The sequence below is a fragment of the Chryseobacterium sp. IT-36CA2 genome, assembly GCF_949767875.1.
In the GTDB taxonomy this organism is placed as follows: domain Bacteria; phylum Bacteroidota; class Bacteroidia; order Flavobacteriales; family Weeksellaceae; genus Chryseobacterium.
On record NZ_CATKPG010000011.1, the window covers coordinates 430,763 to 450,071 of the forward strand.

Consider the following 19,309-nt stretch of genomic DNA (forward strand, 5'->3'; position numbering starts at 1 on the left):
TGCTAAAATTTACATAGTATAAATATTAATACAAAAAATCTGATTGAAGTAATGAAAAAAGTTATTGTCGACATGGATGGGGTAATGGCAGATGTATATCATCAGCTGGTACAATTTGAAAAAAGAGATACAGGAAGAGAAATCGAAATCAGTGATTTGGCAGGTAAATCTGAAATAGAATCTTTTCCCAACGGAAAAAAACATGTGAATGAGGTTGGATTTTTCAGAACTTTACCTCTCATGAATGGAAGCCGTGAGGCTATGGAATATCTGAATAATAAATATGACCTGTATATTGTATCTGCCGGAATGGAATTTCCGAACAGTTTAAGAGAAAAATACGATTGGCTGGCAGAACATTTTCCTTTTATCACCTGGGAACAGATTGTTCTTTGCGGAAGTAAAAAAGTAGTGGCAGGAGATGTGATGATAGATGATTATCCTAAAAACTTAGACCATTTTGAAGGTCAGAGACTTATATTCACTCAGCCTCATAATGAATTTATCGAAAATGAAACGTACGAAAGAGTTCATTCCTGGGAAGAAGTGATGAATATTCTTTAAAAGCTGGTAGGAGGAAGCTGGAGGTTATTAATGTAATTTCATCAACTTCCATCTTCCTGCTCCCATCGCCCTTTCTCTCCTCTAATCCAGTGTAAGTCTTTTCAACGACCAGGAATTACCATTGTAAATATCTAGGTCTACTTTGGCATTGATGCCATGAACAATTCCGTTTTCCGTAAACTGCCAGAAATCCCACTGGTCATCGGGAGAAGGAGTGGGGACATCATTGTAATTAGCCAGCCATAAAGGATAACCTTCAAACTCACCTTTCAGAAAATCTTTATAATAATGATAATAAGTATAAATGATAGGTTTCTCACCATAAGCTTCCTCTACAATTTTACACCATACTTTTAGGTCTTCAATTAATTTTTTATTGGTTTTACGCTTTGGTATTTTTTCAATATCAAGAATAGGAGGAAGGTCGCCGCTTTCAAGTTTTACATTCTCCAGAAAATTATTTGCCTGGATCACAGGATCTTCATCAGCTCTGTAGAAATGGTAGGCACCCCGGATAAGATCATGTTTTTTAGCACTCTCCCAAAATTCATCAAAATGCTTGTCGGCACTTCGGTTTCCCATAGTAGCACGCATCACTACAAACTCCAGTGGAATGGTTTTATTGCCAATGCTTAGGCTGTCCCATTTGATATCTTCTCTGTTCTGATAATGAGAAACATCAAAACCATAAGTTTTATCAAGATTACTGCTCAGTATTCTCTGAATTCTTAAAGATTCCTTTTCGGTGTTGTGAAGTTTTTTGTGTCTGAATTTATTAAAGTACAATGCATAATAATAGCTTACAGACTGCTTCAAATAAAGACCTGTTCCTACCAGTGCTATGATTAATATTGCCAATATTACCCATCTTCGGAAAAAATAGTTCTTCCGTCTTGTTTTGTGGACTTGTTTGGCAGTTTTTTTGGTGTACTTTTTAGGTGTCATAAAGTTTTGCAAAACTAACTTTTTTCACTATGAAATGCTAAAATAAAATCAGTAAATTTGTGTATTATGGAAACACGCGAAAAAATCATCATTATAGGAGGAGGATTTGCGGGGCTGCAGCTTGCAAAAACATTGAATAACAAGAACAAAAAAGTTATTGTTCTGGATCGGATGAATCACCATATGTTTCAGCCGCTTTTTTATCAGGTAGCCTCAGGGAGGATAGAACCTTCCAACATTTCTTTCCCTTTCAGAAAGATTTTTCAACAGTCCAGAAATACACAGTTTCGTATGACAGAGGTCAAAGAAATAGACCCTGCCAACAATAAAGTCATTACTGACGAAGCAGAATTTACTTATGATAAACTCATTATTGCTACGGGCTGTAAAACTAATTTTTTCGGAAATAAAGATCTGGAAGGAAAAGCTTTCGGGATGAAAAATACTCAGGAAGCCATCAGCATCAGAAATCATGTCCTGATGACCTTTGAAAAGTTGATCATTGAAAAAAGCCGAAGTGATGACGGAAACTGGAATATCGTTATCGTGGGAAGCGGACCTACCGGAGTAGAACTGGCGGGTGCTTTTGCCGAAATGAAAAAAGATATCCTTCCAAGAGATTATCCTTACATGAATTTTGATCATCTGAAGATTATTTTAGTAAGCTCTACGGAGAAACCACTAGCGGTGATGAGCAGTGAAGCTCAGGAGAAATCTGAAAAATACCTTAAAGATCTTGGGGTGACTTTTATGAGCGGAGAAGTAGTTACGGATTATGACGGAGATAAAGTTCATTTGAAAAGCGGAAAAGAAATCCCATCCAATAATGTCATCTGGGCAGCTGGAGTTACAGGAAATGTTGTGGGAGGTTTTCCGGAAGACAAATTAGTACGAAACAGATATATTGTAGATCGATATAATAAAATACAAGGTTACGATAATATTTATGCCATCGGGGATATTGCCTACATGGAAACACCAAAATATCCACAAGGACATCCTCAGGTAGCCAACGTAGCTATTAATCAGGCAAAAAATTTAGGTAGAAATTTATTAAAGAAAAGCCAGAGCGAGTGGACTGAATATGAGTATGATGATAAAGGTTCATTGGCAACTATTGGGAAACACAGAGCCGTGGTTGATCTACCATTTATAAAATTTCAGGGATTTTTGGCATGGTATTTCTGGATGTTTCTCCATTTAATGCTAATTTTGAGCGTTAGAAATAAGCTGGCCATATTCTTCAACTGGATGTGGAGCTATATCAACAAAGATTCTTCTTTAAGATTAATTATTATACCTACTAAGAAAAACGGAACATTACAATGAGAATTGACATAATAAGCGTACTTCCGGAATTGATGGAGAGTCCGTTCCAGGCTTCTATTTTAAAAAGAGCAATGGATAAAGGACTGGCAGAAGTACATTTTCATCAGTTAAGAGATTGGGCTATCAATAAGCACAGACAGATTGATGATGAACCATATGGAGGCGGAGCAGGAATGGTAATGATGATAGAACCACTGGATAAATGCATCTCAGAGCTTAAGTCCCAAAGAAATTATGATGAAGTCATCTATCTGACACCGGATGGCGTTACCTTAAATCAGAAAATAGCTAATACACTTTCCATAAAGAAAAATTTGATTTTCCTTTGTGGACACTATAAAGGAATAGATCAAAGAGTAAGAGATCTTCATATCACAAAAGAAATTTCGATTGGAGATTACGTTCTTACAGGAGGTGAGCTGGCTGCCTGCGTTCTTGCAGATTCAGTGATAAGACTTCTTCCCGGCGTTTTGAATGATGAGCAGAGTGCTTTGACAGACAGTTTTCAGGATGATCTTCTTTCACCACCAATTTATACCAGACCGGAAAGTTATAAAGGATTAGATGTTCCTAAAATTTTATTGAGTGGTAATTCCGGTAAGATTGAAGAATGGCGTCATGATGAAGCCGTAAGAATCACCAAGGAGAAGCGTCCCGATTTATTGTAAACAAAAAATATAGAACTTTATTTGATTCCATTTATTATTAAGATAAATGGAATAATATTTGTTGTAGGTCAAACATATGTGAAAGATATTAATGTTTTTGATTTTAAATTGATGTTTTATCTCGATTATTTTCGATTTTGCTTATTGTCTCGATTTAGATTAATATGATAAAACTCTCTAATAATTGAAAAATTAATTCGATACAACTGATTTCATTAGTATTTTTTACTATATTTGAACTGTTTTTTGTTGGAAATTGATTCGCTTCTATTGGAGTGAATCTAACATGTATGAAAAAAAAATATAAATTTAAGACCTTAAAGAAAAGAACATAATAAATTAAAAGTATAGAAATTAGGTAGATGGAACTGTTCTCTTTTTATAATGTTGAAAATTTATTTTTACCCGATCCGAAACCTGTCCACAAATTAGATCCTACCCGGTCAGGATTGAGGAATTGGGATGAAAAGAGATATAAAAACAAGCTTTTTAAAATCTCACACGTATTTCAGTTAATGAAAGAAGACAATGGCGTATTGCCATTTATGATTGGATTGTCTGAAGTTTCCGGAAGGAAAGTTTTAGAAGATCTCGTGGAGATGGAACCTTTTAATTCGCAATATGGAATTGTACATTACAATTCTATGGACGAGAGAAAAGTGGATGTAGCAATGTTATATGATAAAAATAAAGTAGAGGTAATAGATTCTGAAACCATTACTTTCTTTTTTGAAATAGAAAATAAAAACACAGGAAATTACGACACAACAAGAGACATACTTTTTTCAAAAATAAAATATAAAGGGGAAATTATTAATGTCTTTATCGCCCATCTTCCCTCTAAGCGAGAAAAAGATATTAATAAACCTAAAAGAGCCTTTATATTGAATGAAGTCCGGGAACGGATTATGAAAATTGTAAATGCTGATAAAGAGCATGTCATATTGTGTGGTGATTTTAACGAAAACCCGGATGATGAAAATTTAGTACAGATTCTCTATGACAATGACCATGAGAAGGTTTTAATGAACCCTTTTCAGAAATTGTTTTCTACAAGAAATTATTCTACTTTTCATTATAAATCTGGATTGTTGTATGATCAGATCATTATGTCAAGATCTTTGCTTGATAATAAGAAGCTGGCTTTTCAGGATGCGCATGTATTTAATTCTGAAAAAATCCGCAGCAGAACCAGAAATTTTGAAGGACGGCCTTTCCGAACATATGCTGGTACCCGGTATCTAGGAGGATATAGTGATCACTTTCCGGTTTTTGTAAAATTTAAAAATTTACAGTAAAAAACATAAATAATAAAAAAAGTAGAAAATGAAAAATTCGAGCAACACAAGCTACCATTTAGATTCTATTGACAAAGAAATCATCTACATGTTGATGGATAATGCTAAAACTTCTTTAGCCCACATTTCCAAAAATGTTGGTATTTCCACCACTGCAGTGCATCAAAGAATCAAAAAACTCGAGCATGCAGGAGTTATTGAAAATTCAATATCATTTCTTAATCCTAAAAAAATTGGATATAAGGTGATTTCCTACATCGGTGTATTTCTGGATCAGCCAAGTCATTATCCAGAAGTAGTAAAATCTTTACATGATATTAACGAAGTAGTGGAAGCCCACTATACTACAGGGAATTATACGATATTCCTGAAAGTTCTTTGTAAAGATAATGATCATTTAATGCAGATTCTGAATAAGCTTCAGAAGCTGAAAGGAGTAACAAGAACAGAAACCTTTATATCTTTGGAACAAGGTATTTACAGACAATTGAAAGTATAACGATATGAACATAGCCCAATATTTGGATTCAACCTACCTGAAGACACCAGAACAATCAGGTATTTCCCATGAAAAAACACTTCAAAAAGATAAAGAACTAGCTCAGGAAGCAATAGATAAAGGTATTTTTGCAGTGATGATTCGTCCCGATTACGTATCTGAGGTCAAGAAATATATTCAGGAAAAAAATTCAAATGTTGCAGTAGGAACTGTAATAGGCTTTCATGAAGGTACATATTCTATTGAAGAGAAGCTTGCAGAAGCATCAAAAGCAATAGAAGACGGTGCAGATGAGTTGGATTTTGTTATTAATTATACAGCTTATTTACAAGGAAATATAGCATTGGTAAAAGAAGAATTTGTAAAATGTACGAGATTATCTCTTGAACATCACAAAGTAGCAAAATGGATTATTGAAATTGCTGCTTTGACCAATGAACAAATTGCAGATCTTACTAAAAATATTTCTACTTGGGCAGAAGAGAATTTCTCCGAAAATGACCTGTCGAAAATTTTTGTTAAATCTTCAACAGGGTTTTACGAAACTACTGATGGAAAGCCTAATGGGGCAACTTTTGAAGGGATTACCATCATGCTCAATAACGCAGGGAAGCTTCCTGTAAAAGCAGCAGGTGGTGTAAAAACTCCTGAAGATGCTGAGAAAATGATCAGTATGGGAGTAAAGAGAATCGGAACCTCTTCAGCATTAGCTCTGATTGAAAACAAATCTTCATCTGAAGGATATTAATCAAAATTTTAAATAATAAAAAACCATCAGAAAAACTGATGGTTTTTATTTTTATATCTGTGCCTGATACTCTTCGTAGAATTGTTGTGTTTCCTGGATTAAGCTGTTCATCTCTTCCAGTGTGAAAACTTCCAGGAATTTTTTTCTGAATTCTTTAAAGTGCGGGATTCCTCTGAAATAATTGCTGTAATGCTGTCTCAATTCTACCAATCCTAACCTTTCTCCTTTCCATTCTACACTCCATTCTGCATGCTGGCGAACTGCCAATAATCGGTCTGATATGGTAGGTTCAGGTAAATTTTCTCCTGTTTTAAAGAAATGCTTGATTTCATTAAATATCCATGGATAGCCAATAGCAGCACGTCCTATCATAATCCCGTCACAGGCATATTTTTGTTTGTATTCTAATGCCTTTTCAGCAGAATCTATATCACCATTTCCGAAAATTGGAATCTCAATATTAGGATTTTGTTTGATTCTGGAAATATGTTCCCAGTCTGCTTCACCCTTGTACATCTGAGCTCGGGTTCTGGCATGGATGGTAAGTGCTTTGATTCCTGTTTCCTGCAGGCGTTCTGCTACTTCATCAATATTGATGGTATGGCTGTCCCATCCTAAGCGGGTTTTAACAGTTACAGGCAGGTGAGTAGAGCTTACAACGGCTTTTGTAAGACGAACCATGAGGTCAATATCTTTCAAAACACCTGCTCCGGCTCCTTTGCAGACAACTTTTTTTACAGGACATCCAAAATTGATATCTACCAGATCCGGATTTACTGTTTCAACAATTCTTGCGGACATAGCCATTGCTTCTTCGTCTCCACCGAAAATCTGTATACCAACCGGTCTTTCATAATCGAAAATATCAAGCTTTTTACGGCTTTTGATAGCGTCACGAATCAACCCTTCGGAAGAAATAAATTCCGAATACATTAAATCTGCACCATGCATTTTACACAAACGTCTGAACGGAGGATCACTAACATCTTCCATCGGAGCCAACAAAAGTGGAAATTCCGGCAGTTCTATGTTGCCTATTTTTATCATGGTGCAAATTTACGAAATTTTGAAAAAACAATATTTTATAAATTTAAATAGGTCTGGTATTTACTTCTGTTGATTTATTTAAGGGATTTTTTATGTAAATAATAACCGTTGATCTTAGAAACTGGCTTTCACCTGCATACTACCGATATGAATGGTTCTGTCACCCGAGTTTCTTCCTTCATAGTTAAGGTTAAGCTGAATAAACGAGTTAATAGCCTGTTGGATGAATACACTCCATACCTGGTTTTTCCCAGGCTTCAGACCATCCAGCATCTGGTTTCCTACAATACTGAAATTGTTTCCTGTAAAATTGTTGCTGATGAATGAGAAATTTCCACGAATAGACGTTTTTCTACGCTCCCATTGAATGGTTCCTGTAACATCAAACGCTTTAAGAAGCTCCTCACCATCCAGTCTTTGTTTCTGACGGAAAGCCGAAGACAGTTCAGCCTGGATAGCATCTGTAAACTTATAAGTGGCTTTAGGTTTCGTTTCAAAGTTATTAAGACGGTAATCTCTTGTTCCAAACAATTGTGAAGAGTTTTTGATATCATGAACAGAATTTTCCCAGTCAACCCTGAATTCTTTATTGAACCAATATCCTACATTCAGGAAATGAGAGGTCTGCTCACGTTCTTCATTACTGAAATTGGCATTGATAAGGTTATCATTGGTGATGAATCTGTAGTTTCCGTTCCAGCCTGATTTGTCAGTCGGATTGAACTGTACGGAAGCAAGGATATTTTGATTTTTAAGGATCTGATCGCTGTTCTTTTCAAAAGGATTCAAAACAAGTACTTTATCTTTTTTATAGAATGAGTTTTGAGAATTCAATGAAATGTTGAAATTCCAACGTTTTAAAAATCCGTTCTCCGAGTTGAAAACAATGGCCGGATTGACAAATAAAGCCAACTGTAATTTATTTTTATTGGAAGGGATATATCTTACAGAATTCGTATACACACGAATATATTGTGCAAGATCGGAATATTCAGCAATTTCAAATTCGTCCAGCTGCTGAACACCATCTCCGTTGTAATCCGTCCATTTGTACACACCCTGTCCGTCCGTTACTTTAATGTATTGGAACTCTCTCTGTGCTTCCTGTCCGTTTCCAAGTTCATAGAAAGCCTGAAGACGCATACCGTTTCTGAAAAGCTGCTGATTGTATAAGATATTTCCAACTATAAAGTCATTATTTCGGGTAACATCACCTTCAGCTCCGGAGTAGAAGAATTTTCTATAATGAATTAAAGCATTTAAAGTAGTTCTTTCCGTTTTGATGATCTGACTTTCTGCCATGAATCCCAAAATATTATTCATATTCTGAAGTCTGTTATCACGCACGGAGTCATTATCCCTCATGTATACCTTGGCCAATAACTTTGTCCTTGTACTGTCACCGATTTTCTTTTGTAAAAAGATTTCTTTCCAGCTGAAACTTGTGACATCCATAAGCTGAGTGTCATTGTACTTTTTCTCATTGTGCTCCATGCTTCCACCAATTGCCCAGCTTCCTTTTTTACCGGTAAATTCAGTTGAAGCTCCTCCACGGATGAATTTAGTATCCTGAAGAGTAGCATTGGTATTCAGGAAGGAAAAATTCCCTTTCGTAAAGAATTTCCCAGTGATCCAACCAAAATCCAGATCGTTTTTAAGCCCTTTGTAAGAATTTTGTTCGTTCAGATAATTGACACGGTAGTTCAAAGTAGATTTGTTGTTCCATTTATTCAGGAAGCTGAAAATAAATCTGTTTTGAGTCTTCTTATTAAATTCCTGTGCAAGGTTGAAATCTCTGGAGAATTCCACATCATTGATACGATCAAGGATATGGAACTGTCTGTCAATATATTGATATTCGAAACTAGGTGTTCCTTTCCATGTGTTCTTTGTAAAGCTTTTATTTCCGAAAATACGCCATGCATACCCCATATTCTGATTAGAATCTTTGGATGAAAATAAATTGACATCATAATTACTCAGGGAAATATCTGCTCCTATTTTTCCCTCATTTAATAGATATTCTGAGTTTAGAGAGTATACTTGAGATTTTTGTGGGGAAGGAAGTTTTCTTACCGCTCTGTAATCTCCAGCATTTGGTCCTACATATTGGAAAACACGTCCGTTGTTAGTAGTTTGAGCTATTTTATAATCTCCCAGATTTGCCCCAAAATAAGTAAAAGAAACCTGATACAGCGTTAAGCTGGAATCTGTAGAAAATTCATAGAAGTTTCCGGCGGTATTTAATTTGTATAAAATTTTATTGACATCATACTGTGTTACTACTCCTGATGGTGCATACATTAGATTAGGATCATTTCCGGCTTCTGCAAGAATTTGTTCATCCTCCTTAGAAAGACTTAGAGAAAGAGGAGCATTCTTGTTGTCATTTTCCATGAACCAGTTAAGACCTACTTTGAATTTTTCTCTCTGATGTTCAACTTTTCCGGTAAATAAATATCTTGAATAATTTCTGTTGGCATAGTTATAAGAAATCGTAATGAAATTCTGCTGGAAAATAGGACGGAAACTGGTAAAAGTAACCTCACCCGTATTGTAATTGATTATATAATCCTGATTTTCTCCTCGTTTCATCAAAATACCATCAATGAAAACCTGTTCGGAACCGGAGATCAACGTAATAAACTGTTCACCATTCTTACCAGTCAGACGATAGGGTCCCTGATTACCTTCAACCCCCTGAAAACGGATTCTGTGGAATTCACTTCGTGCAACACCGGCAGAAATATCCACTAATGTTTTGTTCTCCTTCCCGAATTCTGTCTGGAACTGAAGTCCCATACTCCTTCTCTGGTATTTGGCAAAATAATTTTTAGCTTCTACCAGATCAAGATGCCCGGCTCTGAGGATAGACTTTTCCTTGATGTTAAGCTGCATATAGATTTTATCAAACTCCTCCAAAGTCTGGGTATAACCATCCGCCTGAATAGGAAGATTGTGGTCTGAAATACTGGCTAAAATGGTGACATCTTTGGATAATCTCCCCGAGATCTGGAGATCCATAGAACTTTGTACGGATTGCCCCTGGTTATTTCCAAAAGTAATCCCACGGATAATTGATCCCTTTGAATTAAGTTCACCTAAAAATCTCTTTTTATCATTTTTTGCCAGTACAGCTTCATCAATAATGATCTTGTTGTGCGTTCTGATAAAGTCCAGTGTATCTTTTGCAAAAATATCCTGTTCAAGTCTTGCTGCGAGAATACTATCTCTTTTTATACTGTCTTCAGGAATGTTGGGATTTTTCCACGAGAATACCTGAGCATTTCCTGAAAATATGCCTAAGAAGAAAAAAATGAATACAAGAGTAAAATTCCGCAAGTCCTCAAAAATAATTCGTAAAAATAGCTAAAAAATGTTAATACTAAGAGGTTTAGAATTATTAACAGAAATTTAATGCAAATATTGTGAAGACGTAAAAAATCAACGTAATTTAGCCCTCGAAATTATTAATAACAAAAAAATTTTAAATCATGAAAAAACTTTATTCGTTTGTAGCGGTTGCTATGTTGGCTGCTACTGCCTTTGGACAAACTACTCTTTTGTCAGAAAATTTCGGAACTACTAATAATACATTACCTGCAGGCTGGATAAGTACAAGTACTGCCAATGGCTGGAATGGAAGTACTGCTTCTGTATCAGGTACGTATGCCGGAGCTTCCGGAGGTGCGAATGCTTTATTTGCTGGAACAGGAACTAATGCTGTTACTCATACCCTAACTTACTCTCTATCAACAGTTGGATATAGTAATATTAATATTATCTGGGGTGCAAGAGGAACTACTGCTTTCGCTCAGAATGTTAATTTTCAATGGAGCACAAACGGTTCTACATGGAATGATGTAACTTATACTTATGCCAAAAATGGCAACGCTTGGGCTCTTGTAAACGGTGGAGTAGCTATCCAATTGCCGGTACAGGTAGAGAATGCAACAACTTTAAGTCTTAGATGGTCATCTGTTACAAGTAATACTGGAAACTATAGAATTGATGATGTTAAAATTGTAGGAACTTCTGCAACATTAGGAACTTCTAATTTAAACACATCTAAAAACGTTTTTGTTAAAAATACAGTTGTAAACAGCGAAATTACTTTCGGAGCAAAATCTGATGTGAAAATCTTCAACACTGCTGGTCAGATTGTGAAAACAACAACTGTTTCTGAAAACCAATCTTTGAATGTTTCAGACCTTAAAGAAGGTACTTATATAGTAACCGGAACTGTAAATGGTGAAGTAGTTTCAGAGAAAGTGATTAAAAAATAACGTCTATAATTAACTTATTGTTAAATATATAACGCTGTTCAGATTGAGTAGCGTTTTTTTTGTAGTTTTACGATGTATTAAAAAAAATTATTTATGAAAAAGATCTTTACTATTTTAGGAATTGCTTTTGCATCAGTATTAATGAACGCACAAGTAACCATTGCACAAGTATATGTTGCTGGAGGAAATACAGGTGCAACTTATAACAGAGATTATGTAGTTCTATTTAATAAAACTGGAACGGCAGTAGATATTTCCGGATGGTCTTTACAATATGGTTCTGCTACTTCTACTGCAGCTTGGTCTGGAAAAGTAACTATCCCTGGAGGAGCAAGTGTTGCCCCATATTCTTATTATCTTGTAGGTTTTGCCGGGACGGCTGCTGTAGGTGCTGCATTACCAGTTGCTGTTGATTTTGATGGAGGAATGGGAGGTGTTAACATGGGAGCAAATGGAAAAGTAGCTTTAATGGATAACTCAACAACGATTAATGGAGCGGCTCCTACCGGTGCTATTGATTTTGTTGGTATGGGAACAGCAAATGCTAACGAAGGTGGCGCTAATGCACCAGCTGGAACAACAGCTAATGCTATTTTCAGAGCGAATGGAGGATGTACGGATACAAATAACAATAGTGCTGATTTCGCTTTAGCAGCAGCAACTCCAATGAACTCTACTTCTGCGACTAACGTTTGTGCATCTCTATCAGTTTCAGATACTAAAAACATACAATCTTTAAATTTTGTAAAGAACTCTTTCGTTAAAAACAACGAGATTGTTTTCGGATCTGATGTAAAAGACGTAAAAGTTTTCAATATGTTCGGACAGCTTGTAAAAGAAACTTCTGTAAAACAAAATGGAACTGTAAGCGTTGCTGAATTGGCAAAAGGAAATTATATCGTAACAGGTACAGTAAACAACCAGCCGGTTTCTCAAAAAGTTCTTAAAGACTAATCTATTCACAATAAAAATAAAAACAGCCGCTTCATTGAAGCGGCTGTTTTTTTATATGACTATTTGCTGTTTTTTTAAATCTTTCTATCCTATTTATTTCTTAATTTGGTGGTATTGTTTTTGATATTTTTATTTCAAATCCATTTCTAAAATTAAGACGATGAAAAAAATCTTTACTCTTGCAGGGCTTTTATTATTAACAGCCTTTTCGAATGCCCAGATTGTGATCAATGAAATTTATGGCGGTAATGCCAATTCTGGTGCTGTATTGAAAAATAATTATATTGTGCTTAAAAATATCGGAACCAATCTGGTTTCTTTGACGGGAGCCAGTATACAATATGGGCCTGCCATTGGTGCTTTTACTGAATATCATATGCTGCCGGATTTGACTTTAGGACCTGAAGAAACCTACTTAATTCAGGAGTCAGTCATTGAAGATGGTACTGAATCTTTACCGACACCCAATTTTATTGCCACTACGATAACTAATTTTGATGGCACACCCAACAAATCTTCCGGATTGAAGATTTCCAGTGTTTCAGGGAAAATAGCCTTAGCTGGAAATATAGTGCAGGTTACCGGGCCTTCTGCATCCAATGTGCTGGACTTTGTAGGATATGGATCAAATGCAGACCAATTTAAAGGCGATGGGCCAGCTCCTTCTCCCACTACCACCACAGCCATTAAAAGAACATTAGTGAGTAATAATGATAATATGGCAGACTTTTCACTCGAAGGCAGCGTGAAATCAGGTTTTGTTCAAAATCCTTTTATAAAAGACAGTAAAGTCGTATTCGGAACAGAGGTGAAAGATGTAAAAGTTTATGATACATTCAGACAGGTTGTTAAAAAATCACCCACAAAATTAGCCTCAAGTCTTGATATTGCTGAACTGCCAAAAGGAACTTACATTGTAACAGGAACTATTAATAATATTCCGATATCTCAGAAAATTATAAAAGATTAGTTTTTAATAAGGTATATTCGTGAAATATTCAATCTATTGTATATTAATGAATTAATTCTATGTTTAAATGAATTAAACCCCGAATTTTAGCATTTTAGCTGAAAATCGGGGTTTTAAATTTTTAAGTCATAGACTAGTTGGCATGGTGTTTAATCCTTTAGCTACAGCAGTGATTTTTTAGCAAATAATGCCAACATGAATAATTTATTTTCTTGTAAAAGCATCCATTAACTTCATTGTTATAAGTGCATCTTCACCACTACATGGATTTTGCCCTCTGTCTAAAAAGTAATTGACTACTTTTTCGATCATCGGCTGTTGTACATGCTGTAGGGGTTCAAATACATATTCTTCTGATTGATCGGTAGTAACTGTAATTTTATTACCAAATACTGGGAAACTAATATGTCCTTTAGAACCATATATCACACAGCTATCAACTTGATCTTGCGGGGCAACTGAGAAGCACCAGGTACCGCTGAATACAATTCCGTTCTTGAAAAGAATATTACCAGTAACTAAATCATCAACATCGGTATTTTCTTGTTGCTTGATGGCGATGCCTGAGGCGCTTTCAACTGGGCCGAAGTAGTAGGTCATAAGATCTAGTTGATGAGGTGCCAGATCATGAAATAGTCCCCCACCAGAAATGATCGGGTTAATCCGCCAATTTTCGACTGTTTTGGCAATGAGTGCAGGGTTTGGAGATTGTAACATCTTTAACCTTACAAAACGGATATTACCAATGGTATTTTGCTTCAATAGTTCTTTAACTTTCAGGAATACAGGTTGTTCACGACGGTAATGGGCTATACAAAGTTTAAGTTTAAGTTTGTTTGCTGCATCAGTCATCCTTTGAGCAGCGGTAGCATGCAAAGTCATGGGTTTTTCTACATATACAGGTTTCCCTGCATTGAGAGCCTCGATAGTATAAGCTTCGTGCTGCAGTGGTGGTGTAGCAATGTAAATTGCATTCACCTCTGGATCGTTGATTAGTTGAGAAGCATCATCATACCATTTCGGAACATTGTGTCTTTTTGCATAATCTGCTGCTTTTGCACCATCGCGCCTCATTACGGCTACCAATTTAGAATTGGCTACCTTATTAAACGCTGGTCCACTTTTTATTTCCGTTACGTCACCACAGCCAATAATACCCCATCTGACTTCTTTCATTGTCCTTTTAATTTGAAAGTGTGAAGTTAAAAAAAATATTGACGAAAACTGACTTGATTGGCTACAAGCTTTTGTGAAAAAAAGGATTAACTACTTCCAGAATCTTAATACCAGCCTCTTCTCGCTGCATTAATAATTGATCCAAGATTAAGAATCAATGTATATCTTATACGTTTACCATAATCCTTGAATGAAGGTTCGAATCCTAAAGAAGACTGTATCGGGAAATAAACTTCCAGGAAATCCGGGATAATTCTTACTTTAACTCCAGTGTCCCAGATGAATTTGGCAGGAAGATCTTTGTTTTTATAAACCCCGGCATCAGCATAAACATGGAATATTTTCCAGATACTTGAATCTACGTTTGCAGAAGTGATCCATTGGTTCACAGTTCCCGGTAGGAATGATTTAAATCCACCATCAGCTAATATAAATTGTTGCGAAAGAAGACCACTGCTGGCACTCTCTCCCAAAAGAGTATAAGAGAATGAATAATTGGAAACCCTTGAAATACCATAATCGAAAAGATTATTTCTGGTATTATTTCTTAGAAAATATCCGGCAAATAAACGTAAGCTAAGCTTTTGTTTAGGGGCAAATTCCCATCTGTAGAAACCTTCAGCAGTTATTTTATTGAAATCTTCCATTCCCTGGGTGCTCAGACTAAAACTTTTTTCATGAATCATCTGGCTGTCGCTATAACCATATCCGATACTCCAGAGATTATACTTCTTATAATCGTCATTAGCAATCATTAAAGGACTAAGATCTCTCTCGAAATAGTTATAAGAAACTCCGATTCCTCTGCTTACTGTACTTCTTGGGTTCTTTCTGAAATTGATAGAGGAAGATATGGAAGTCTTTCTGTAAGCCAGATTATAATCATAATGAAAATAAGAACCGGATAGTCCAAAGGTTAAGCTTCGGATAATACTTTCAGCAGGCAGAAAAGAGTAAGAAACCGCTCCGGAACCAGTCAGTTTTCCTGTTCCGGTACTATAGGTTGGTGTTACTGAATACAAGAATTTCTGATCAAAGAAAGACTGGTTTTTTAAATTGACTCCCAAGAGGAATTTATCATATGTATTGTTGAAACGTACTCTCGGGCTGATATAAATTTCGTTGTATTCCGGATTGGGAATATCTTTTATTAATTTAAGTTTAATCTTTTTTGCATTGGAAAAAATTCCTTTTGCATATAGAAAATTATCTCTGTAATTGGATTCCGGAAAGATGTAGCCACTGTTTAAAGTTACTTTGTAAATATTATCTGAAGCCGGAAGCGTCAGACTGGTCATACGTTCATTTTCTTCAGTATCTATCCAGTAAGCCTTCTTTTCTCCTGTTTTTGTTTCTGTTTCCAATTTTACGGGAATGGAAATGTCAGTATTTTTTACAATGTTTATTTGTAGAGAATCGTTTTCTTTTCGAATGTTTTTTAATTTGAAATCAACTCTGTTTTTCTGTTTGAAAAAGTTTGAAAGATAAGCTGTTGATTTATTTTTTTCGGAAAGTGAAGTCAGAAAATCTTCAGGGTGTATTCTTTTTCCCGAATTCTGAGAAATATAATTTTTTACAATACCATTGAATTTGTCATACCCCATTTTATCCGCTGAATAATTGAACAGACTCCCGGTTTCAAAACTGCTGACAGCCATATCATTGAAATTACTTAAAACAGGGAAATGTTCAGTAATTTTCTGATCAAGATTTTGCAGCATGATATATTGATAGGAAAGTCCGTAGCGATCCAGAAGTTTTACTTTGGAGGCATGGAATAATTTTAAAGGCTTTACTCCGAAAATTTTAGTTTCCGGAAGGGTCCCTAAAAGTTTTGTATCGGCATAGAATTTTTTCAGATACTGAATTTCCAGGTAAGATTTTAAACCATTTTTAAACCAATGATCTTTCTCTTTATCTGCAATAACGGTTTCATCAAGAATTTTCTTGGTAATCATTCCAAAATAATCGAGATCCGTTTTTTCTGTATTGGTAAATAACTGGAATCTGAATTTCCAGAAAGTAATATCATTATTTCCAAAAAAGTCTTCTTTAGCTCTGAATTTATCTGAAATAAAAAGACTTTTAGGAAGAATACCCAGTCTCTCCTTAAGGAATTTTAAATGTAAAGGAAGATAAAATTCCAGATTCTGTTTTTCTTCGGGATTCAGGTTATATCCAAATTTTACTTCGGTTTCATCTCCATCAATATTGGTTTTTATGGAAGGATATCCAATGGGAGAAATTAAAAACTCAGGATCCGAATCCAGATTTCCTTTAAAAGAATTCATCTGAATCTGCGGAAGATTCCCTTCAACAAAAGTATTGACAGGAATATCAAAATTGATGGTCCAGAAAGTATTGAAACTTACCGGTTCTTCAATATCGTGGTAGTTTCTTTTGGAAATATTGTCCGGATCAAAATGATCCGGAACAATAAAGAAATATTTTAATACCGTATTCTGGACTGATGTTCCATATCCCGTAAAAGTTTTATCGGGAAGCTGCATTTTGTATTGCAGCTGTAATGTAACACTTTCGCCAGGTTTCAGTACGTTTTTCAGAGGAATAAAAAGATTTTCATCTGAGAGTGTATTGACAGGGATAGCTTCATTTTCAGAATTTTTAATATCTAGTTCAAGAAGTTTTCCCAATTGATCACTTTTTGCAAAGTGCAAATCCGTATTCCGGTCTTCCAGTTTTCTGTAGACTAAAGAAGTTCCGCGTCTGTTGTATGCGGAAACCCAATTCAGGAGTTTTACAGTTTGAAGATCTTTTCCGGAATGATTGTAATAAACAATTTCCTGATTGATCTCAAGGTTTTTCTTGTCAGGAGACAGTTTGGCTTCAATATAAATACTGTCTTTCTGTGCAGAGACCTGTGCGACTCCCCAGAACAAAATAAGGCAAATGCTGAACTTTTTCAAATATTCGTGATAAAGCCCAAATATAACTTATTTTGTATATACTTGAGTAGGATTTTAACCTTGAATTGCTTTTTTATCCAAAGAATTAACATAAGCATTCCATCCTTCAGTCTTATAAGTGATGGCAGATGCTTCAGGATCATTGGATTTATAAATTCCTCTTCCTACAATAATAAAATCCGTATGTAGTGTTTTAAATACATGCTCCGGTGTATTGTACTGCTGTCCTTTACCATCTCCTGAATCTGCAAGATTCACACCCGGAGTGAATAATAAAAGGTCTTCCGGAATTTTGTTTTGAGATACTCCACCAATTACATTTGGATGAGATAAAGCTACTTTTAAAGCTTCTTCACGATAGCTGGCTGTTGTAAGCGCTCCTTTTGAAGACATTCCAACGATGGCTACCACGCCTACATTTTTGAAACAGTCTAATGATTCAAAACCTCCGATCACTTGTGAAGTAACGAAATCTGCCCAATCTGTAATTTTGAAAACCCCGCTTGTAAACTGAAGTTCCTGTGTATTTCCGATGTCTGCAAATTTTCTGTCTTCCATCAATAAAAACTGATGTTTTGCAGCAATAGCTTTTAAAGGAGTGATTGTTTTTTCGTACTCAAAATCAGAAATAATATCAATATGCGTTTTTAAAGCAATAACGTGCGGACCTACCTTTTCAGCAAGTTCCAACAGCTCCTGAGTCGTTGTAACATCAGCAGAAGCAATAAGGTTTGATTTTTTCGCTAAAGCTGTTTCCAGTAATTTTTTTGATACAGAATGCTGTGTAGCTTCAAGTTTCTGCTCATAAGAAGATCTTGTTTCTTCTTCAAACTGAATGTGGTTCCCCTGTAGGAAATCCTGAATTCTTTTAACCTCTTCATCAGACAATTCTCCGGTTTCCTGAAGAATGTCGCATACCTCCGAAATATTGAAAAGCGTGTGTACTCTGTAGCCTTTGCCTTCTAACAGCTGCTTTCCTCCCTGTTCTCTATCCAGTACCACTACAATATCAGAAACTTTAAGATCTTCCTGTTCTATTTCAGGAATGGTTTCTAATAAAGACTTTCCTGATGTGATCACATCTTCTACCAAAAGACAGTTTTGTCCTTTCTGGTAAATTCCTTCGATCAGTTTTTTTGTACCGTAGCTTTTGGCTTCTTTTCTTTTAATAATTAATGGAATGTAGCTTTCCAGAGACATCGCAGTTGCCATAGGAAGAGCAGCATAAGGAACTCCACAGATTAAATCAAAATTATCTAATGGAAGCATTTCCAATAAATAATTAGCAAGATTTTTTAAAATTTTAGGATCTGAAGCCAAAGGTCTCAGGTCTACATAAAATGGGCTTTCAATACCACTTTTTAGGGTAAACCTTCCGAATTTGATGATACCTAGCTTGTAGCACTCTAAGAAGAATTCTTTTTTACTTTCCATTATTTTTTATTAGATATTGCAAATTTAAGCAATTGAAATAAGGCTCAAAAATTTATCGCTCATTTGTAAATAAAAAACCATCCCGGATGGACCAGGATGGTGTGAAAAATATAATAAACTGTTATTTTACGATTTCAGCCTCAATGATTTGGGCTCCACTGTATTTTTGTTCGGCTTCCCATAATAAAAACTTGTCTACCTCTTTGATGAGTTTCGGAATGGTAAGTGACAATACTGCCAGGTCATCCATTACTCCTAATACTGGTATCACAAATTCAGGAAGCAGGTCAATAGGGGAGAGTACATATAAAATTCCCAGTAAAGGAAGAATAATGTCTATGGATCTCATCGGATAAGCTCCTTTTCTCCACATTTTAACCATTCTGAAAATATCAGGGATCTTTTTTATAAAGCCCTTGTGATTGATGGCTTCTTTTGCAAGATTTAATTTTGAATATTTCATT

At 35.5% G+C, this 19,309-nt stretch carries 16 protein-coding genes; 9 read left to right on the top strand and 7 right to left on the bottom strand.

Features of this window, described 5'->3' with window-relative positions; genetic code table 11:
• Positions 1–51: 51 nt before the first annotated feature.
• Positions 52–564: a 5' nucleotidase, NT5C type gene (locus tag ACM6F9_RS02780; RefSeq protein WP_414844307.1), complete on the top strand. Its 513-nt coding sequence runs from the start codon at positions 52–54 to the stop codon at positions 562–564.
• Between the two features lie 81 nt (positions 565–645).
• On the opposite strand, the gene ACM6F9_RS02785 is transcribed toward ACM6F9_RS02780, so the two are convergent.
• Positions 646–1,509, bottom strand: a complete 864-nt coding sequence (locus tag ACM6F9_RS02785; protein WP_105703939.1) for a glycoside hydrolase family 25 protein — start codon at positions 1,507–1,509, stop codon at positions 646–648.
• Positions 1,510–1,575: 66 nt separating this feature from the next.
• Between ACM6F9_RS02785 and ACM6F9_RS02790 the strand changes: the two genes are divergently transcribed.
• The 5 genes from ACM6F9_RS02790 (at position 1,576) to deoC (ending at position 6,051) form a co-directional block, all read left to right on the top strand.
• Positions 1,576–2,838, top strand: coding sequence for an NAD(P)/FAD-dependent oxidoreductase (locus ACM6F9_RS02790; protein WP_414844308.1), 1,263 nt, complete (start codon positions 1,576–1,578; stop codon positions 2,836–2,838).
• Positions 2,835–3,506 carry a tRNA (guanosine(37)-N1)-methyltransferase TrmD gene (trmD, locus tag ACM6F9_RS02795; protein ID WP_105703937.1) on the top strand — a complete coding sequence of 224 codons (672 nt, stop codon included), beginning with the start codon at positions 2,835–2,837 and terminating at the stop codon, positions 3,504–3,506. Before ACM6F9_RS02790 ends, trmD begins: the two co-directional genes overlap by 4 nt.
• Positions 3,507–3,868: 362 nt before the next feature.
• Complete coding sequence (locus tag ACM6F9_RS02800) at positions 3,869–4,804, top strand: endonuclease (protein WP_414844309.1); 936 nt, start codon at positions 3,869–3,871, stop codon at positions 4,802–4,804.
• A gap of 28 nt (positions 4,805–4,832) precedes the next feature.
• A complete protein-coding gene (locus ACM6F9_RS02805) occupies positions 4,833–5,303 on the top strand; it encodes an Lrp/AsnC ligand binding domain-containing protein (RefSeq protein WP_047379047.1) in 471 nt (156 codons plus the stop codon).
• Positions 5,304–5,307: 4 nt separating this feature from the next.
• Complete coding sequence (gene deoC / locus ACM6F9_RS02810) at positions 5,308–6,051, top strand: deoxyribose-phosphate aldolase (RefSeq protein WP_414844310.1); 744 nt, start codon at positions 5,308–5,310, stop codon at positions 6,049–6,051.
• A 51-nt stretch (positions 6,052–6,102) separates the two neighbouring features.
• Here the strand turns inward: deoC and dusB are convergent, their stop codons facing one another.
• Both dusB and ACM6F9_RS02820 read right to left on the bottom strand, forming a co-directional pair.
• A complete protein-coding gene (gene dusB / locus ACM6F9_RS02815; RefSeq protein ID WP_414844311.1) occupies positions 6,103–7,098 on the bottom strand; it encodes a tRNA dihydrouridine synthase DusB in 996 nt (331 codons plus the stop codon).
• 114 nt (positions 7,099–7,212) lie between these two features.
• Positions 7,213–10,440 carry a hypothetical protein gene (locus ACM6F9_RS02820; RefSeq protein ID WP_414844312.1) on the bottom strand — a complete coding sequence of 1,076 codons (3,228 nt, stop codon included), beginning with the start codon at positions 10,438–10,440 and terminating at the stop codon, positions 7,213–7,215.
• A gap of 152 nt (positions 10,441–10,592) precedes the next feature.
• On the opposite strand from ACM6F9_RS02820, the gene ACM6F9_RS02825 reads away from it, so the two are divergent.
• The 3 genes from ACM6F9_RS02825 (at position 10,593) to ACM6F9_RS02835 (ending at position 13,308) form a co-directional block, all read left to right on the top strand.
• The gene (locus ACM6F9_RS02825; RefSeq protein WP_414844313.1) at positions 10,593–11,384 is read left to right on the top strand and encodes a T9SS type A sorting domain-containing protein; all 792 of its coding nucleotides are present in this window, start codon (positions 10,593–10,595) and stop codon (positions 11,382–11,384) included.
• 93 nt (positions 11,385–11,477) lie between these two features.
• Positions 11,478–12,338: a lamin tail domain-containing protein gene (locus tag ACM6F9_RS02830; protein WP_414844314.1), complete on the top strand. Its 861-nt coding sequence runs from the start codon at positions 11,478–11,480 to the stop codon at positions 12,336–12,338.
• Between the two features lie 160 nt (positions 12,339–12,498).
• Positions 12,499–13,308, top strand: coding sequence for a T9SS type A sorting domain-containing protein (locus ACM6F9_RS02835; protein WP_414844315.1), 810 nt, complete (start codon positions 12,499–12,501; stop codon positions 13,306–13,308).
• A gap of 204 nt (positions 13,309–13,512) precedes the next feature.
• On the opposite strand, the gene ACM6F9_RS02840 is transcribed toward ACM6F9_RS02835, so the two are convergent.
• The 4 genes from ACM6F9_RS02840 to ACM6F9_RS02855 all read right to left on the bottom strand — a co-directional run bounded on the left by ACM6F9_RS02840 (position 13,513) and on the right by ACM6F9_RS02855 (position 19,308).
• Positions 13,513–14,484, bottom strand: coding sequence for a Gfo/Idh/MocA family protein (locus ACM6F9_RS02840; RefSeq protein ID WP_414844316.1), 972 nt, complete (start codon positions 14,482–14,484; stop codon positions 13,513–13,515).
• A 104-nt stretch (positions 14,485–14,588) separates the two neighbouring features.
• Complete coding sequence (locus ACM6F9_RS02845; protein WP_414844317.1) at positions 14,589–17,411, bottom strand: aminopeptidase; 2,823 nt, start codon at positions 17,409–17,411, stop codon at positions 14,589–14,591.
• Positions 17,412–17,465: 54 nt separating this feature from the next.
• Positions 17,466–18,845, bottom strand: a complete 1,380-nt coding sequence (gene pyrF / locus ACM6F9_RS02850) for an orotidine-5'-phosphate decarboxylase (RefSeq protein ID WP_414844318.1) — start codon at positions 18,843–18,845, stop codon at positions 17,466–17,468.
• 121 nt (positions 18,846–18,966) lie between these two features.
• Positions 18,967–19,308: a YkvA family protein gene (locus ACM6F9_RS02855; protein WP_414844319.1), complete on the bottom strand. Its 342-nt coding sequence runs from the start codon at positions 19,306–19,308 to the stop codon at positions 18,967–18,969.
• Between the last annotated feature and the right edge of the window lies 1 nt (position 19,309).

Excerpts from the sequence above, each read along its gene's own strand:
- ACM6F9_RS02780 (WP_414844307.1), top strand. The coding sequence starts at position 52 with ATGAAAAAAGTTATTGTCGACATGGATGGGGTAATGGCAGATGTATAT.
- ACM6F9_RS02785 (WP_105703939.1), bottom strand. The coding sequence starts at position 1,509 with ATGACACCTAAAAAGTACACCAAAAAAACTGCCAAACAAGTCCACAAA.
- ACM6F9_RS02790 (WP_414844308.1), top strand. The coding sequence starts at position 1,576 with ATGGAAACACGCGAAAAAATCATCATTATAGGAGGAGGATTTGCGGGG.
- trmD (WP_105703937.1), top strand. The coding sequence starts at position 2,835 with ATGAGAATTGACATAATAAGCGTACTTCCGGAATTGATGGAGAGTCCG.
- ACM6F9_RS02800 (WP_414844309.1), top strand. The coding sequence starts at position 3,869 with ATGGAACTGTTCTCTTTTTATAATGTTGAAAATTTATTTTTACCCGAT.
- ACM6F9_RS02805 (WP_047379047.1), top strand. The coding sequence starts at position 4,833 with ATGAAAAATTCGAGCAACACAAGCTACCATTTAGATTCTATTGACAAA.
- deoC (WP_414844310.1), top strand. The coding sequence starts at position 5,308 with ATGAACATAGCCCAATATTTGGATTCAACCTACCTGAAGACACCAGAA.
- dusB (WP_414844311.1), bottom strand. The coding sequence starts at position 7,098 with ATGATAAAAATAGGCAACATAGAACTGCCGGAATTTCCACTTTTGTTG.
- ACM6F9_RS02825 (WP_414844313.1), top strand. The coding sequence starts at position 10,593 with ATGAAAAAACTTTATTCGTTTGTAGCGGTTGCTATGTTGGCTGCTACT.
- ACM6F9_RS02830 (WP_414844314.1), top strand. The coding sequence starts at position 11,478 with ATGAAAAAGATCTTTACTATTTTAGGAATTGCTTTTGCATCAGTATTA.
- ACM6F9_RS02835 (WP_414844315.1), top strand. The coding sequence starts at position 12,499 with ATGAAAAAAATCTTTACTCTTGCAGGGCTTTTATTATTAACAGCCTTT.
- ACM6F9_RS02840 (WP_414844316.1), bottom strand. The coding sequence starts at position 14,484 with ATGAAAGAAGTCAGATGGGGTATTATTGGCTGTGGTGACGTAACGGAA.
- pyrF (WP_414844318.1), bottom strand. The coding sequence starts at position 18,845 with ATGGAAAGTAAAAAAGAATTCTTCTTAGAGTGCTACAAGCTAGGTATC.
- ACM6F9_RS02855 (WP_414844319.1), bottom strand. The coding sequence starts at position 19,308 with ATGAAATATTCAAAATTAAATCTTGCAAAAGAAGCCATCAATCACAAG.